Origin of the sequence: Pseudomonas aylmerensis (assembly GCF_001702265.1) — a bacterium.
GTDB classification, from domain to species: Bacteria; Pseudomonadota; Gammaproteobacteria; order Pseudomonadales; family Pseudomonadaceae; genus Aquipseudomonas; species Aquipseudomonas aylmerensis.
This window is the reverse complement of sequence record NZ_MAUE01000025.1, coordinates 114,707-129,924: the sequence shown is the minus strand read 5'-3', so window position 1 is coordinate 129,924 and position 15,218 is coordinate 114,707. Positions and strand designations below refer to the sequence as shown.

Here is a 15,218-nt window from a genome sequence, read left to right as displayed (position 1 = left end):
GCGACCAAGGACTGATCGCACTGCGGGCGTGTCAGGCTACGTCAGGGCGACCAATCGCTGGCCTACATTTGTGGGTGCAAAAATCAACACGCGCTTAACTCATGTGAGAAAAACGGAATAGGGCAGGGCCCAGATTTTTCGAAACAATGCACGTATGGCTAAGCGGAATAGACTGGTCAGCAGGCAAGGCGGTCAATCATCGAGAAGCTTTTTACCGTACTTGTAAGCGAAATAACCACCAAGCCCAATTGCTAAGGTTCCGCCTACCACCCAGCCGACAACTGGCACTGCGCTTGCCGCAGCAGCGGTACCTGCAATTACAGAGACCCCGCCTGCCATTCCCGCTCCGCCAGCCGCTACGGCTCCTCCACCAGCAGTTGCCAGGGCAGCTGTTGTCGCGGCTGCACCAGCTCCAGCCGTTCCAAGTGCCGCAGCCGCAGTAGCTGAAGCAGATGTAGCTGCGCCTGTGACACCAATAAATCCACCAATCCCCGCTCCGGCGGCAGCCCCTACACCAGCAGCAATTGCGTCATCCGTTTCAATAGCCATGCTTACCTTGTCATTTGCTGAGCGATTAAGTTGCTAATGACATCATATTGGCATCAATAAGTGAAGTGTTCCGGGCTTCGCGAGGTATCTCCGCCAGGGCGACATGGCGGCACAACACTTACCGGCGGGCGTCATTCCGCGCCACGCTTTACATCCACATAATTCGTGGCGTGCAATAGTCAAAAGTCTGTCTAAAACTACCTCGACTTATCACGGTTTCATTGGGCGAAACAGGCGCTATCACACTGGCCCGTTTTAGACAGCGGGTCGTTGTAAGCCACGCAGTCAGCGGCGCGCGACCGTCTCCAGCCCATGCCGCTACAGTAGTGGGGTGAGGGGTTTTAAATTGGGCTGATCAGCTCCGACCCTTTGTTCCGCACGTTGCCCACCGCCGGGCCGACCTTAAACCATTCGAAGGCCTCGGCCGGCTCGCCCTGCTGCAGCAACATCTGCTCGGCACGCTCCTTGGGCGTATCCGGGTCCAACCATTCCCGAGCCAGGTTCGGCGTCAGCACCACCGGGCGCCGGTCGTGGATGTCCACCATGCCGCCAGCGCTGTCGGCGGTGATGATCACGAATCCGTCATGCTCCCCCGGGCCTTCATCGCTGTCTGGTAGTTGGCCAATGGCTGCGCACAGCACGGGCTCGCCATCCCGCCGGCGTATCAGGTAGGGCTGTTTCTTCGGTCCGCCTTCGTCCACCCACTCAAACCAGTTATCGATCGGCGTGATTGCCCTGTGTGGCCAGATCGCCCTGAAGAACGGGCCGTGGGCCACCTTCTCGACGCGGGCATTGATGGGGGCGGCTCGGTCTTTGGCCCAGTGCGGTCTCCATCCCCAGCGCACCAGGTCGGCGTGCAAAAGATCGCCCTGCAGGTGGAGCAGGGCGACTTGGGTTGTCGGTGCGACGTTGTAGCGCTCGAGCGGCAATTCACCGACGGAGTTCGCCAGGGCATTGGGCATGCTCAAAGCCGCAACAAAGTCATGGATGCCGCTGTACTGGGAAAGTCTTCCGCACATAGTCGTCTCCGCTCGTCGGCCCCAGTGAACAGCTGAGGGCCAGGCCAATCTCTACACTGTAGACACTGGCCCCGGGTATTCGTCATGGCAATCAACATCGATCAAATCAACGCAATGGAGGCGTGGTTTTCCCTGCGAAACGATCCGGACTTCATCTCAGCCACGCCGGAAGAGCGTTACGAGAGGCGCCTGTCGCTGGCTGACGACATGAAAGAGCGCGGCATAATCGACAGCGACGAGTGGCGGGAACTCACAGAAGAGGCTGTCGCCGCGTACGCAGATGAGTTGGGCTGACGCGGCCGCCTGTCAGATATCTCTTACACCAAATTGACCGCAAGCCATATGCGATATTAACTGTACATTCGTACAGTATTTGCATAAGGCAGCACCATGAGCTTCAACATTCTGGGCCCAATTGCGGGCGGCGGTGCAAAACTGCCTCTCTGCTCGTTTCATGTGCCGGCCGGTTTCCCGTCCCCGGCGGCCGATCACATCGAGCAGCACATTTCCCTAGATGAAGTACTGAATATCAGGGCGCCCCATGTCTACCTGGTGATGATTACGGGTGAGAGCATGCAGGGCGCGGGGATTTTCGAAGGCGACCTGGCAGTGGTGGATCGCTCAATTGAGCCTGCGCACGGGCACATAGTTGTTGCCCTCCTGAACAACGACCCCATGTGCAAGCGGCTCTGCAAGCGCGGCAAGGAGGTGATACTGCTTTCCGAAAACCCGAAGTACCCGGCGCGATACGTGCTGGAAGGCGACGAGCTATCGATCTGGGGCGTGATCACCAGCACTGTGCGCAGCCATGTCTAATCCGCCAGTATTCGCTCTGATCGACTGCAACAGCTTCTACGCAAGTTGCGAGCGTGTATTCCGGCCGGACCTCGCTAAAACGCCGATTGTCGTGCTGAGCAACAACGACGGCTGCGTGATTGCCCGAAGCTACGACGCCAAGCCCTTTATCAAGATGGGCGAGCCGTATTTCCAGATTAAACAGAAGCTCAAACAGCATGGAATCGTCCCGTTCTCGTCGAACTACGCGCTTTACGGCGACATGAGCGAGAGAGTGATGTCGCTGATAGAGAGCATGGTGCCCGCAGTCGAGATCTACAGCATCGACGAAGCCTTTGCTGACCTCACCGGTATTGGAGGGCTTGACGCGCTCGGCCGGCAGATCCGCGCGCAGGTGCTGCGGTGCACCGGCATCCCCGTCGGCGTCGGCATCGCCAATACAAAGACGCTGGCAAAGCTTGCGAACCACACCGCCAAGCGCTTGCAGGCCCAAACCGGTGGCGTGGTGAACATCACTGATCCAATCAAACGGGACTGGGTGCTGCGCAATACCGATGTGTCCGAGGTCTGGGGTGTTGGCCGAAAAATGAAGCTCCACCTGGACACGATGGGCATCAAGACAGCGATGGACCTGGCCAAGGCCGACCCCTGGACGCTCCGCAAGAAATTCAGTGTTGTGATCGAGAAGACGGCACGGGAACTAGCAGGCACATCCTGCCTCGAGTTGGACGAGCCCGACCCACCGAAGCAGGAGATCTGCTGCAGTCGGATGTTTGGTAAGCGGTTGACCGACCTGGCGCCGATCAAGGAGGCCGTGGCCACTTACATGATGCGGGCCTCAGAAAAGCTCCGCGCGCAAAACTCGCTCTGCAAGAAAGTCCGGGTCTGCATCCGCACCGGCATGTTCAATCCGGATGAGGCGAAATACGCCAACGGGGTAGTGGTGGATATGCCGTACCCGACCGACGACGTGCGGCTGCTGACCAAAGCCGCCGTCGATGCCCTCGACCACATCTACCGCCCTGGATTCAAATACAGCAAGGCCGAGGTGATGTTGCTCAACCTGTGCCAGCCAGGCGAATACACGGACGATCTATTCGCGGTGTCCCAGCCGGCCGAGGCCACCCGGGTGATGAGCGTGCTGGACCAGATCAATGAAAAATGGGGGAGGGGAACACTGAGGTCGGCCAGTGTGCCGACGAACCCTGAGTGGGGGATGCGCCGGGAAATGATGAGCCAGAGCTACACCACGAAGCTCGATCAGCTGTGGTCGGTTGCTTGCAAGTAATGAAGCGCTCAGCGCCAGATCAACTTCACTCGGGCGACATGAGGACCGCCAGAGTCAGCTTGATGAACTCCTCGTTCTCATCGATGGTGTGCAGAGCGCCGCGGATGTTCTCCGCCACATCGGCTGAGCCACGCTGCTCGACCCAGTTCGATAACTCCATGATCGAGGCTTCGAGGGCCAGCTGGTTTTCGTACAGCCTGGAGAGCAGGCAAGGGAGCAGGTCTGAGTTTGGCATCGGCGTTCCTCTGGTGGAGTGAACAGCGTAGCAGCAGGTATTCAGAGTGGTTTCCCATAAAGCGGCAGGGGCAAATGACCGGCGGCTGTCGGAACAGCTACGAGGCGTGAACCACGTCTCAAAAATCAAACTAACATGTACTAACTTGAACGTTTTTACATTTAGGTTCCCTAAGCCACATCGCCGCGCCGAAAGGCCTCTATCCATTGGTTTTAAAGGGTCACGTGATGATCTCTACCTTAGAGTTACGCCATATAATTGAGACGGCGTTCCTTCCCACCAGGTGCGTGTGCTCCATCAGGTTTGACTCACTCAACATTCAGCTGATCGACCCTATGACTCAGCAGGAATTGTTGACGGTCGCCGGGGTTGATCCAAAAACTCTAGGATCAAGCCGCGCAATCGCCAGGCTCATCGCGGAGATAAAAGAGGAGGTAAGACTTCGAGGGGATGCTGCGCTTGAGGAAGTTGGCCAAGCCTGAAAAGGGAGCCCGTATGTATTCAGGGTTATTGAGGTTGGTGCTCGGTCGGCAGAACGCCGGAGAGGGGAATTGCGGAACACATCCCAAAATTGCGGAACACAAAAGATAAGGGCCTGCATGAAGTTCATCATGCAAGCCCTTGATATCTTTGGTGCCCGAACCCGGAATCGAACCGGGACGCCCTTACGAGCGGGGGATTTTAAGTCCCATGCGTCTACCAGTTTCGCCATTCGGGCGGCAGCGCGTTGTAGCAGGGTTGGGAATATATAGATCCGCACGCTCGGGCGCAAGGTCGAAGGGCAGCTTTCTTGCTGAAGGCTTGAGTGAAAAAGCTCGGCAGATCAGTGATCTACAGGGGGTATTGAGGCTATTAGGACGACTCCGCTGGCGACAGAACAAGAGCCATAAATGACAGCTTTGGCTACTTGCCATACCCGCCGGCCAGTAAGTGAATCAGCTGCAGCTTGGTGTTCATGAATGCAGCCATTTCGGTACGACACATGGTCGACTCCTGGGCCCGATGCGGGTGTAAGGTGGGGCTGCAACGCCAGAAAATCTCAGGAAAGCGAGGTGACTATGAGCGCTCCAATGCTGACGAAGCTGCATCTGAATGGCTACGACATCGTGCAGGTCAACCATGGACCGTGGCGGGTATGTACGCCCCAGGACCGGTTGGCGACCTTCAATTCCCGCGAACAGGCATTTGCGTATGCCGCTACCTTGCCAGGGTACAAGGCACGCAACCGGCCGGTGTCCAATGATGATTGAACGCAAAAAAAAGCCCCGGCCTGGCCGGGGCTTTTGCATGGGCAGCCTAGACGAAAGGCTGGCCGCTGAACCCGCGTGGCAGGCGCTGCAGGCCTGGCAAGTCGGTCAGGCGTTGCGTCCACGCGCTGCGCCAGTCGGTTGCGGTATGAGTCTTGGCTTTGCGTGACGCGCGTCGAGCGGCGTTGCGTTGGGTGCGGCGCGCTTCCTTGTAGGCTTCGGTGTTGCGGCAGGTGCGGCATTTGACCCGGTTCAACTCGGTGCTGGACGGGAGGTTGGTGCCGTGATGGCCGCAAGCCAGATGCCCGGCGACCTTGAAGTGAATGACCATGTAAGCGTCTCCTTCTTATGGGGTACGCGCATCGGTAGACCCACAATGCGCGCGGGGAGGGCGGGAGCGGAAAAATCCCGGCACCTGAAGTTACGACCCCATCGGTGGTGTGACGTTCGTTTATCCCCCCAAACGGATAGGTACGCGGCTACGGCTAGTCGATCAGCGCCAATAGATCGGTATCGCCCACATCCACGCCGGCCTGGGTCAGCAACGTCGTCACCTGGCCGCGGTGATGGGTCTGGTGATTGAAGAAATGCACCAGCAGGCTGAAAAACGGCTTGTCCGCCGCGACTCCGCGCATGTTGTGGTAGTGCAGGCGATGGTCGAGATCACCATCGCTCAAGCCGTGGGCCCACTCGATGATCAGTTCATCCAACCAGACGCGCCGGGACGCGAGTGCGCACAGATCGGCGAAGGCCAGGTGCTTGAGGTCGCGTGGTGCCTCGATGGCGCTCAACGGGGCCAGTGCCGAAAAGCCGACAGGGTGCAGCGCAAAGCGCTTGAGCCAGACCGTATCGCCCAGCACCAGGTGGTTCAGCGTGCCGAAGATCGAGCCGAAAAACGCTTGGCGGTCCTCCAGCAATGCGGCGTGGTCCAGGGTGCCGGCCGCGTCATAGACCTTGCGATTCATCCACTGGTTGTAGGTCGCCATCAGTGCGATCTGTTCGATACGGTTCACGGGGTGTGTCTCTTGTTGGCGGGATCGCGCCATCATAAGGCGTGGCCGCCCGGCGGTCATGGTGTTCCCGCAGTGGCGGGCTATGGTTGTTAGACGCCAACACCACGCCCTGGGAGGGTGAAACCATGAACACCAGCGACTTACTTGAACAACTGCTGCGCGCCGGGCAGCCGGGCGGTGGCTCCGCGGGCGGTGGTCTTGGCGGGCTGCTTGGTGGTCTGTTGAAAGGCACCAACAGCGCCAATGCGCCTGCCGGTGGCGGCCTCGGTGGGTTATTGGGTGGCTTGGGCGGCATGCTTGGGGGTGGAGCTGCCGCGCGCCCGGCCCAGGGGCGTACTGGCGGGATGAACTATGCGGCGTTGGCCTCCCTGGGAATGATGGCTTTCCAAGCGTATCAGGCCTGGCAGAGCCAGCAGGCGGCCAAGCCACAAGCGGCATTCCAGACCGTCGACCAGCTCCACGGCGCCGAAGCCGAAGCCCACAGTCACGCAGTCTTGCGTGCATTGATTGCGGCCGCGAAGGCCGACGGCGAGATCGACGAAAAAGAGCGGCAGTTGATCTCGAATGAAGTACGCCGACATACCGACGACCCACAGTTGCAACAGTGGCTCGACGCCGAAGTCGCCAAGCCCCTGGATGCGGCGGATTTTGCCGAGTTTGCGCAAGACCCGGCAGTGGCGGCCGAGATGTACCTGGCCAGTGTGCTGCTGGTCGATGACCAGCAGGAAGCCGAACGCAACTACTTGGATGACCTCGCGGGGCAGTTGCAGATCGATCCGCAGTTGCAGTTGCGGTTGGAGCAACAGGCCAAGGCCTAGAACCGCAGTGTCGCACCGGTGGTCAGCCACTGGTCGCGGGCGCCGGTCAGGCTGCGCCCCAGTATCAGGTCGACGTCGACAAATTCCCCCAGGTGCAGGCGCGGTCCGGCCTGCCAGGCCTGGTCGCCGCCGGCCTGGCCATAGCGCTCGGCGATCAGCGTCAGGGCGTGCGCAAGCTCGTACTCCAAGCCGCTGCCCCAGGTCAGGCGATGTTGCTGATCGCCGTCGTTGTAGGCATGAGTCCAGCCGGCGTTGAGGTTCAGGCGCAAGGCTTCAAAGGCTTGCCAGGTGAACGGGACGTTCAGGTCAGCGCCATCAAACCCGTGTTGTCGATCCAGCGCCAGGTGCGCGCCAGCGGAAACGGCGATTTCCACGCCCAGGTCTTGTCGGGACAGCACCTGGGCCTTGAGTTGTGGGCTGACCTGAGTCTCATGGTCGGCCCGTGACAGCGCCGTGCCCCATTGCACAGAGGGCATGGCGGCGAAGGTGCAGGCCGGCGACAGCGTCTCGCTGTGGGTGCTGCCATCGTGGCGATTGACGCTGTACCAGGCGTCGACGTTGCATGCTCCTGGCGCATTGATCGCGCCGTCGTCGACCACGTAGGCACCGCCGGCCGCGTGGGCTTTCGACACCAGGGCCACCAGCAGGATCAGGCCCAGCGTGAGGCCGATAAAGATCAAATTGCGCCGCAGCGCCCGACGTTTCGCCGGTGGCAACAGCAGCAGGCTATTGCGCGCACCGCGATAGTGGCGCGCACGGTATTTGGCAAACCCGTCGGGGCGTTGAGGGGTGTGTTTTTTGTGCATGATGCACCTCGCGTGAATTCAGCTTTCTACGGTGAGTACCGAGATACCGCTGGCGTTGGCCTGGCAGACCAGCTCGAAGGTGTCATCGCCACCGGGCAGGGCGATGACCACATCGGGGCGGCTGTCGGTCAGCATGAAATGGTTGCGTTGGCGTTCCGCCTGCTTGCCGTGGTGTTGCCAGTTGGGCGGGTAGCGCACCACGTCGATGCCCAGCTCGCGTGCCCATTCCTCGATGTCGCTGCCGAGGAACTGGTTGCCGCCGTGGATCAATACCTGCACCGGGCGCAGGCGGTGGTAAGCGTCCAGCACCTGGCGGGACTTTTTGGTGTCGGCGTAATGACGACCTGCACAGATCAAGACGCGCATAAGAAATTTCCTTGCAATGCAAACGCTGCCTGGGTGTAGGAGCCGGCTTGCCGGCAAGCCGGCTCCTACGAGGCATGGCAGGGTGAAACTCAGTACCACTGCTTGAAGCGGCGGATGTAGAGGGTTTTCATCAGTTGGGCCACGCAGCAGTAGGCGAGAAGGGTGCCGACCAACCACGGGAAGTACGCCAGCGGCAGCGGTTGCAGGCCGACCAGGGTGCCCAGCGGCGAGAACGGCACGTAGATCCCCAGCCCGATGACCACGGCGGTCATCATCAGCACCGGCCACGCGGCTGTGCTCTGGAAGAACGGGATCTTGCGCGTGCGCAACATATGCACCACCAGGGTTTGCGAGAGCAGCCCCTCGATAAACCAGCCGGACTGGAACAGGGTCTGCATTTCGACACTGTTGGCGGCGAACACGTACCACATCAGCGCAAACGTGGTGATGTCGAAGATCGACGAGGTCGGCCCGATCCAGATCATGAAGCGGCCGATGTTCTTGGCATCCCACTTGCGCGGCTTGGCCAGGTATTCCTTGTCCATCTTGTCCCACGGCAAGGCCAGCTGGGAGATGTCGTACATCAGGTTCTGCAGCAGCAAGTGGATCGACAGCATCGGCAGGAACGGAATGAACGCACTGGCGACCAGCACCGAGAACACGTTGCCGAAGTTGGAGCTGGCGGTCATGTTCAGGTACTTCATGATATTGCCGAAGGTTTCGCGGCCCTTGAGCACGCCTTCTTCAAGCACCATCAGGCTCTTTTCCAGCAAGATGATGTCGGCCGATTCCTTGGCGATATCGGTACCGCTGTCCACCGAGATACCCACGTCGGCATCACGCAGCGCCGGTGCATCGTTGATGCCGTCACCGAGGAAACCGACCGTGTGACCGTTGGCCTGCAAAGCCTTGAGCACTCGGGATTTCTGCAGTGGCGTGAGCTTGGCGAACACCGTGCGCTCTTCCACGCGGCGCAGCAGGGTCGCGTCGTCCATCGCTTCGATTTCCACCCCCAGCAGCGGCTGGCCTGGATCGAGCCCGACCTGGCGGCAGATCTTGCTGGTGACCACCGCGTTGTCGCCGGTCAGCACTTTGACCGCCACGCCGATTTGTTGCAGCGCGGCAATCGCCGGGCCCGCGGTTTCCTTCGGTGGATCGAGGAAGGTCAGGAAGCCCTGGATCACCAGGTTGCGTTCATCAGCGGTGGTGTACTGCTGGCGCGCCAGCGATTTTGGGATGTGACGGTTGGCCACCACCAGCACCCGGAAGCCGTCTTCGTTGTAGTCGTTGGCAATCGCCAGCAACGCTTCGCGGCGGTGCTCATCCAGCGGCACGGCCTTGCCTGCCTCCATCACGTGGGTGGAAATGCCCAGCATCTCCTCCACTGCGCCCTTGCACACCAGCAGGTGGTCGTCGGCGGCGTCCTTGACCACGATCGACAGGCGACGGCGCACAAAGTCGAAGGGCAATTCATCGACCTTGCTGTAGGCAAATGGCACTTGGAACTTGGGGTTCTGCTCGGCGAACTGCACCACGGCCTGGTCCATCAGGTTCTTCATGCCGCTCTGGTGATAGCTGTTGAGCCACGCCAGGGACAGCACCGCGTCATCCCGCTGGCCAAAGGCGTTGACGTGATGCTCGAGGATGATTTTGTCCTGGGTCAGCGTGCCGGTCTTGTCGGTGCACAGCACGTCCATCGAACCAAAGTTCTGGATCGCGTTGAGGCGCTTGACCACCACCTTGCGCTTGGCCATGGCCGTGGCGCCCTTGGCCAGGTTGGCGCTGACGATCATCGGCAGCATTTCCGGGGTCAGCCCCACGGCCACCGCCAGTGCAAACAGGAACGCATCGCCCCAGTCGCCCTTGGAGAAACCATTGAGCAGGAACACGATCGGCACCATCACCAGCATGAAGCGGATCAGCAGCCAGCTGACGCTGTTCACCCCGCGATCAAAGGCGGTTTGCACCCGCGAACCGACAATCGCCTTGGCCAGCGAGCCAAAGTAAGTACGTGGTCCGGTGGCGACTACCACGGCTTTGGCGCGGCCGCTGACCACATTGGTGCCCATGAAGCAGATGTTCGGCAGGTCCAGCAGGTTGCCCTGGTCGGCGGCCAAGGCGCTGGCGGATTTTTGCGTGACCTCACCCAGGGTGTCGTATTTCTCCACCGGCAAGGCTTCGCCGGTGAGCACGGCCTGGCTGATGAACAGGTCGCGGGACTCGATCAGGCGGATATCGGCGGGGATCATGTCGCCGGCCGACAACTGCACGATGTCGCCGGCTACCAGTTCGCGCATCGGCACTTCGCGCAGGGCGGGCTGGCCGCCCACTTGCTCGCGGCGCAGCACAGTCGCCGTGGTGCGCACCATGGCTTTCAACGCTTCGGCGGACTTGGCCGAGCGGTGCTCCTGCCAGAAGCGCAGCAGGCTGCTGAGCAGCACCATGGTCATGATGATGATGACTTTGGTGGGGTCGGCCTCTTCGCCATCCTGCATCGGCAGCCAGCAGTCAGTGAAGAAACTGATGCCGCCCAGGGTCAGCAGCACATAGATGAACGGGTTGTTCAGGGCCTGCAGGAACTGGACGATGGCGTGAGGCGGCTTGTCGTGCGCCACTTCGTTGTAGCCTTCGCGTTGCAGGCGGGCAGCGGCGTCCAGTTCGGTCAGGCCATCCTGGGTGGCGCGAACGTTAGCGAGGGTGGCGGATAGGCCGTTGTGGGCTTCGCGGGCGGCACGCATCGACAGTTTGGTGTCGGCGTCGGTGCCCTTTTTCTTCTGCAGTGGCGTGTTTTTTACGGCGCTCATGGTGTGTACTCCTGTCGCCAGTTGTCGACAAAACAGGCCCGTTACTTGCCTGCATACAGGCGAGTGAAAGCCGGCCGAGCCGCTAACTTGGCGATCGGTTCAAATAAGGTGTTTACCTAACTTTGACGGCGGCGTTAGTTAACTAACGCGCAGCCGATTACATCTGGAAGTGTTCATGAGGAACTCCAGGGTATTGATCAGATAGTTGCTGTTTCCAGCGGGGTTAAGCTGCGCGAGCGCTCACATACAGACCGAGCATCAAGCCAGCTTGCGCCAGGCGGGAAACGGTCGGTCTCTGTGGGTCTTGAGGGTCGGCGTGATCCCAGTGCTGCTGCAATTGGCCAGTGGCTGGGCAGATACGCCAGTGCGCCAGCGGGTGGGCCGGGCGCACTTGAGGGGAGGGTACGGCAAGTGGCGAGCGGGTCGGCGAAAAACCCACGGGCTCGCGGCACAACTTGGCGCGCAGGGCGGCGGCCAGTGTGCGTACATCAGGTAAAACAAAGGCTTGGAAGGTCATAACACACCTCGGGACCGGATACGCATCCGGCGAGGCAGTTACGGAGGAGCATCAAGCTCTAGCGCAGCTTACCGGACCTGGAAGGCGAGTCCTGTCATATTCTGGGTTTGGCGCCCGATGCCCGCAAACGCGGTGCTCGGACAGCGACTAGATACTGTGTCCATTGGCTTCTTTTGTGAGGTTTAAAAAAGGCCCCAGTAGCGGGCACGGGCAATCTACTCAGGCAGTTACAAAATGTCAACGGATGATTAATTAAATAACCCGCGGTTCAGAGTTCATTCAGATAAGAGGCACTCTGAAGTTGCCGGTTATATAACTTCATATGCCCTGTGTCGCGAGAATAGCCAGATAGATCAAGACCACGCCGCAGGCGCCGTAACTGATGCGTTGCCACAACGGCGAAGCGTTCTGGCGCAACAGATTCACCAGCGCCGCAATCAAAAAGCACGACAACACCGAGGCCAGCATGAACCCCGCAAAAAACGTCAGCGTCTGCCCGTGGCTGGGTGTCGCGCCGACGATGCCGGACAAGGCGCTGCCCAACGCGCCCCAATAGACGATGTTCTTCGGGTTGGCCAACGAAATCGCCGCGCCTACCGCCAGCGCATTTTTACCGGAGCGGGCTACGTTGCTGTCAGCTTCGGGCAGGTGCCAGGCGTCGAGCAGGCTGCGCACGCCCAGCCAGGCCAGGTACAGCGCACAGACCACCGTCAGCGGCACGCGCACCGCGTCATGCTGGATCAGCAACGCGATACCGGTAAGCCCGATCACCGCCCAGACGGCATCGCCCACCAGCGAACCGACCTGCACCAGCAAGGCTGGGGTGAAACCGTGCAACAGGCCACGGCGCAGGGTTTCCGCCAGCACCGCGCCGGGAGAGAGGCAAAACACAAAACCGAATACCAGCGCGTAAAAGAAGATCGTCAGCATGCCCGCGTTCCTTCAAATGATGCCGGGCAGTGTGCGCAGGGATGGGTGTGCAGTCTTGAACCAGATTGCGCTGTTCAGCGTTTCACTACGCTCTGGTAGCGACCGGGAGTGATGCCGTAGGCCGCGCGAAAATGCCGATTCAGGTGGCTCTGATCGGCAAAGCCCAGCGTGTGCGCGACTTCACTGGCCGCCACGCCGTTGCGCAACAGGCCCTTGGCACGGCGAGTGCGCAATTGCATGGCCCATTGCCGGGGACTGAGCCCGGTTTCTTTCTGGAAGGTGCGCAGCAGATGGAATTTGGACAACCCCAGCTCATCGCCCAACTGCTCCAACGGTACGGACTGATGCAGCTGTCCGGCGAGCAGCTCCTGGGCGCGGCCGATCAGGCTTTTGCCAGTGGCCGCGGTGCCGGGCAGGCGCACACCACTGAGGCCGACCACTTCGCCGAGCAACAGCAGCAAAGCCTCTTCGTGCAACTCGCGCACCCGCGCATCGCTACTCAATGCGCCTTTCACCGCCGCCGCCAGGCGCTGGGCCAGGTCCGGCTGGACACACAGCGAGCGGTCGAACTCCACCTGTGCCAGCCCCAGATCACCGGCCAATTGGTCGGCGGTCACGTACAGGCTGACAAACTGCCAAGGCGCGCCCTCGGCAGCGCCGCCGCCCTGAATCTGCCCGGGGTTATACAGGGTGATCGAGCCCGGCCCCGCCGCAAACTCGCGGCGGTCCAGCCAGACTTTTTCCTCGCCCAGCAGGTTCACGCCGATCACGCACTCATCATGGCTGTGGCGCGCAAAGGTCAGGCCGGTGCAGGTCGTGCTGCTGAGTTCGTAGTTGCCCAGCCAGGCGTGTTGCATGGCGCTCATCGAGGTGGCTCGCTAGGAGTGAGGGCCTCAGCATACGCTGGCAGCGCGGTACAAATCGACCGTTGATTGTTCGCGGGTCGACCCGTGCAGCAGCAGGATGCGCGGGGCCTGGGTCGAATCCAGTGGGCCGGGCGGGAGCAGCGATACATCCAGGTTTGGCAGGGGGCTCATGGGTTCTCTGGTGACAACTGCGCAATGCGCTCAAGTTGTGTTTTCAGGTCAGCAGGGCTGAGGTCGGCGACAGGCAGGGCGAAAAATGCACGGCAGCGTGCGGCGATAATCGCCAGCGTGGCATCGAATGCGGCTTGGATCGAGGCTTCATCGCCTTGCACGTCGGAGGGATCCTTCAGGCCCCAATGCGCCTTCACCGCCGGCCCGAAATAAACCGGGCAGGCCTCGCCGGCGGCTTTGTCACACACGGTGATGACCACGTCCGGCGGGCTGCCTTCAAAGGCCTCGTTGCCTTTGCTGTACAGCCCCTTGGTGCTGATGCCCGCCGCCTGCAACGTGCCGAGGCTGCGTGGCAGCACCTGGCCCTTGGGGAAACTGCCGGAGCTGATCGCTGCAAAGCCGCGCGGCGCCAGGTGATTGAACACGGCTTCGGACAAGATGCTGCGGCAGCTGTTGGCGGTACACATGAACAGGACTTTCATTGCTCGATTCCTTCAAAGACTCAGGCGCAAGGCGAGGGCGGCGAGGGTGATCAACAGCACCGGCAGGGTCAGCACGATCCCGACCCTGAAGTAGTAGCCCCAGGTGATGGTGATGCCTTTGCGCGCCAGGATGTGCAGCCACAACAACGTGGCGAGGCTGCCGATCGGGGTGATCTTCGGACCCAGGTCACTGCCGATCACGTTGGCGTAGATCATCGCGTCCTTGACCACGCCCACGGCATGGCTGGACTCGATGGACAGCGCGCCGATCAACACTGTCGGCAGGTTATTCATCGCCGACGACAACAACGCGGTCAGCACGCCCGTGCCCATGGCGGCGCCCCATACGCCGTGCTGCGCAAAGGTATCCAGCCAGGTCGCCAGGTAGGTGGTGAGCCCGGCATTACGCAGGCCATAAACCACCAGGTACATGCCCAGGGAGAAGATCACGATTTGCCAGGGCGCTTCCTTGAGTACTTTGCGCGTGGAAATCTTGTGGCCCTTGGCGGCAATCACCAGGAGCAGCACGGCGCACGCCGCCGAGATGGCACTGATCGGAATGCCCAGCGGTTCGAGGGCAAAGCAACCGACCAGCAGGATGCCCAGCACCCACCAGCCGGCGCGGAAGGTGGCGCGGTCGTGCACGGCACTCGCAGGGTCTTCCAGGTCAGCCGGGTCGTAGGTCTGCGGGATGTCGCGGCGGAAAAACCACAGCAACACCGCCAAGGTTGCGGCGACGCTGACAAGGTTCACCGGCACCATGACGGCGGCGTATTCGTTGAAGCCGATCTTGAAATAATCCGCCGAGACGATGTTTACCAGGTTCGACACCACCAGCGGCAGGCTCGCCGTGTCGGCGATAAAGCCTGCGCCCATGACAAACGCCAGGGTCGCGCTCGGGGAAAAACGCAGCGCCAGCAGCATCGACATCACAATCGGCGTGAGGATCAGCGCCGCGCCGTCGTTGGCAAACAGCGCCGAGACCAGGGCACCGAGCAGCACCATATAGGCAAACAAGCGCCGGCCGCGTCCACGGCCCCAGCGCGCCACATGCAAGGCGGTCCAGGCAAAGAAGCCGGCTTCATCGAGCAACAGGCTGATGATGATCAGTGCGACAAACGTGGCGGTGGCGTTCCAGATGATGTGCCACACCACCGGGATGTCGGCCAGGCTGATCACGCCGCAGGCCAGGGCCAGGATCGCGCCCAGCGTGGCACTCCAGCCCACGCCGAGGCCCTTGGGCTGCCAGATGACCAGCACGATGGTGAGGATAAAAATAGCAACTGCGACAAGCATGAATAAACGCTCCGTT

The 15,218-nt window shown here is 60.9% G+C and carries 20 protein-coding genes and 1 tRNA gene; 6 read left to right on the top strand and 15 right to left on the bottom strand.

What is annotated here, in order from left to right:
- Positions 1–192 precede the first annotated feature (192 nt).
- On the bottom strand, positions 193–549 hold the full coding sequence (locus tag BBG20_RS31905) for a hypothetical protein (RefSeq protein WP_083221415.1): 357 nt from the start codon (positions 547–549) through the stop codon (positions 193–195).
- Between the two features lie 341 nt (positions 550–890).
- Positions 891–1,568 carry an SOS response-associated peptidase family protein gene (locus BBG20_RS17365; RefSeq protein ID WP_065905483.1) on the bottom strand — a complete coding sequence of 226 codons (678 nt, stop codon included), beginning with the start codon at positions 1,566–1,568 and terminating at the stop codon, positions 891–893.
- 84 nt (positions 1,569–1,652) lie between these two features.
- On the opposite strand from BBG20_RS17365, the gene BBG20_RS17360 reads away from it, so the two are divergent.
- From BBG20_RS17360 to umuC, 3 genes are all read left to right on the top strand, one after another.
- Positions 1,653–1,862 (top strand): hypothetical protein, encoded by a 210-nt coding sequence (locus BBG20_RS17360; protein WP_065905482.1) that lies wholly within the window; start codon positions 1,653–1,655, stop codon positions 1,860–1,862.
- A 96-nt stretch (positions 1,863–1,958) separates the two neighbouring features.
- Positions 1,959–2,384, top strand: a complete 426-nt coding sequence (locus tag BBG20_RS17355; RefSeq protein ID WP_065905481.1) for a LexA family protein — start codon at positions 1,959–1,961, stop codon at positions 2,382–2,384.
- A complete protein-coding gene (gene umuC, locus BBG20_RS17350; protein ID WP_065905480.1) occupies positions 2,377–3,651 on the top strand; it encodes a translesion error-prone DNA polymerase V subunit UmuC in 1,275 nt (424 codons plus the stop codon). Before BBG20_RS17355 ends, umuC begins: the two co-directional genes overlap by 8 nt.
- A 25-nt stretch (positions 3,652–3,676) precedes the next feature.
- On the opposite strand, the gene BBG20_RS17345 is transcribed toward umuC, so the two are convergent.
- A complete protein-coding gene (locus BBG20_RS17345; RefSeq protein WP_065905479.1) occupies positions 3,677–3,886 on the bottom strand; it encodes a hypothetical protein in 210 nt (69 codons plus the stop codon).
- A 227-nt stretch (positions 3,887–4,113) separates the two neighbouring features.
- Between BBG20_RS17345 and BBG20_RS17340 the strand changes: the two genes are divergently transcribed.
- On the top strand, positions 4,114–4,368 hold the full coding sequence (locus BBG20_RS17340; RefSeq protein ID WP_065905478.1) for a DUF1652 domain-containing protein: 255 nt from the start codon (positions 4,114–4,116) through the stop codon (positions 4,366–4,368).
- 149 nt (positions 4,369–4,517) lie between these two features.
- Here BBG20_RS17340 and BBG20_RS17335 read toward each other — a convergent pair.
- A tRNA-Leu gene (locus tag BBG20_RS17335) sits at positions 4,518–4,604 on the bottom strand.
- A 340-nt stretch (positions 4,605–4,944) separates the two neighbouring features.
- Between BBG20_RS17335 and BBG20_RS17330 the strand changes: the two genes are divergently transcribed.
- Positions 4,945–5,136 (top strand): DUF2188 domain-containing protein, encoded by a 192-nt coding sequence (locus BBG20_RS17330; protein WP_065905477.1) that lies wholly within the window; start codon positions 4,945–4,947, stop codon positions 5,134–5,136.
- A gap of 46 nt (positions 5,137–5,182) precedes the next feature.
- On the opposite strand, the gene BBG20_RS17325 is transcribed toward BBG20_RS17330, so the two are convergent.
- The gene (locus BBG20_RS17325) at positions 5,183–5,464 is read right to left on the bottom strand and encodes a hypothetical protein (protein ID WP_065905476.1); all 282 of its coding nucleotides are present in this window, start codon (positions 5,462–5,464) and stop codon (positions 5,183–5,185) included.
- A gap of 154 nt (positions 5,465–5,618) precedes the next feature.
- Positions 5,619–6,146, bottom strand: coding sequence for a DinB family protein (locus BBG20_RS17320; RefSeq protein ID WP_065905475.1), 528 nt, complete (start codon positions 6,144–6,146; stop codon positions 5,619–5,621).
- A gap of 125 nt (positions 6,147–6,271) precedes the next feature.
- Between BBG20_RS17320 and BBG20_RS17315 the strand changes: the two genes are divergently transcribed.
- A complete protein-coding gene (locus tag BBG20_RS17315) occupies positions 6,272–6,964 on the top strand; it encodes a tellurite resistance TerB family protein (RefSeq protein ID WP_065905474.1) in 693 nt (230 codons plus the stop codon).
- Here the strand turns inward: BBG20_RS17315 and BBG20_RS17310 are convergent.
- The 9 genes from BBG20_RS17310 to BBG20_RS17280 form a co-directional block, all read right to left on the bottom strand.
- Positions 6,961–7,770 (bottom strand): hypothetical protein, encoded by an 810-nt coding sequence (locus BBG20_RS17310; protein ID WP_065905473.1) that lies wholly within the window; start codon positions 7,768–7,770, stop codon positions 6,961–6,963. The genes BBG20_RS17315 and BBG20_RS17310 overlap by 4 nt on opposite strands.
- 18 nt (positions 7,771–7,788) lie before the next feature.
- Positions 7,789–8,136 carry a DUF2493 domain-containing protein gene (locus BBG20_RS17305; RefSeq protein WP_065905472.1) on the bottom strand — a complete coding sequence of 116 codons (348 nt, stop codon included), beginning with the start codon at positions 8,134–8,136 and terminating at the stop codon, positions 7,789–7,791.
- Between the two features lie 89 nt (positions 8,137–8,225).
- Positions 8,226–10,940 (bottom strand): magnesium-translocating P-type ATPase, encoded by a 2,715-nt coding sequence (gene mgtA / locus BBG20_RS17300; RefSeq protein ID WP_065905471.1) that lies wholly within the window; start codon positions 10,938–10,940, stop codon positions 8,226–8,228.
- Between the two features lie 223 nt (positions 10,941–11,163).
- Positions 11,164–11,457, bottom strand: a complete 294-nt coding sequence (locus tag BBG20_RS31900; RefSeq protein ID WP_083221413.1) for a hypothetical protein — start codon at positions 11,455–11,457, stop codon at positions 11,164–11,166.
- Positions 11,458–11,775: 318 nt separating this feature from the next.
- Positions 11,776–12,387 carry a LysE family transporter gene (locus BBG20_RS17295; RefSeq protein ID WP_065905470.1) on the bottom strand — a complete coding sequence of 204 codons (612 nt, stop codon included), beginning with the start codon at positions 12,385–12,387 and terminating at the stop codon, positions 11,776–11,778.
- A 74-nt stretch (positions 12,388–12,461) separates the two neighbouring features.
- Positions 12,462–13,253: an AraC family transcriptional regulator gene (locus BBG20_RS17290; protein ID WP_065905469.1), complete on the bottom strand. Its 792-nt coding sequence runs from the start codon at positions 13,251–13,253 to the stop codon at positions 12,462–12,464.
- Between the two features lie 27 nt (positions 13,254–13,280).
- Entirely contained in the window at positions 13,281–13,424 is a 144-nt protein-coding gene (locus BBG20_RS32945; RefSeq protein WP_158267392.1) for a hypothetical protein, read from the bottom strand.
- A complete protein-coding gene (locus tag BBG20_RS17285; RefSeq protein ID WP_065905468.1) occupies positions 13,421–13,906 on the bottom strand; it encodes an arsenate reductase ArsC in 486 nt (161 codons plus the stop codon). Before BBG20_RS17285 ends, BBG20_RS32945 begins: the two co-directional genes overlap by 4 nt.
- A gap of 12 nt (positions 13,907–13,918) precedes the next feature.
- Entirely contained in the window at positions 13,919–15,202 is a 1,284-nt protein-coding gene (locus tag BBG20_RS17280; RefSeq protein WP_065905467.1) for an arsenic transporter, read from the bottom strand.
- Between the last annotated feature and the right edge of the window lie 16 nt (positions 15,203–15,218).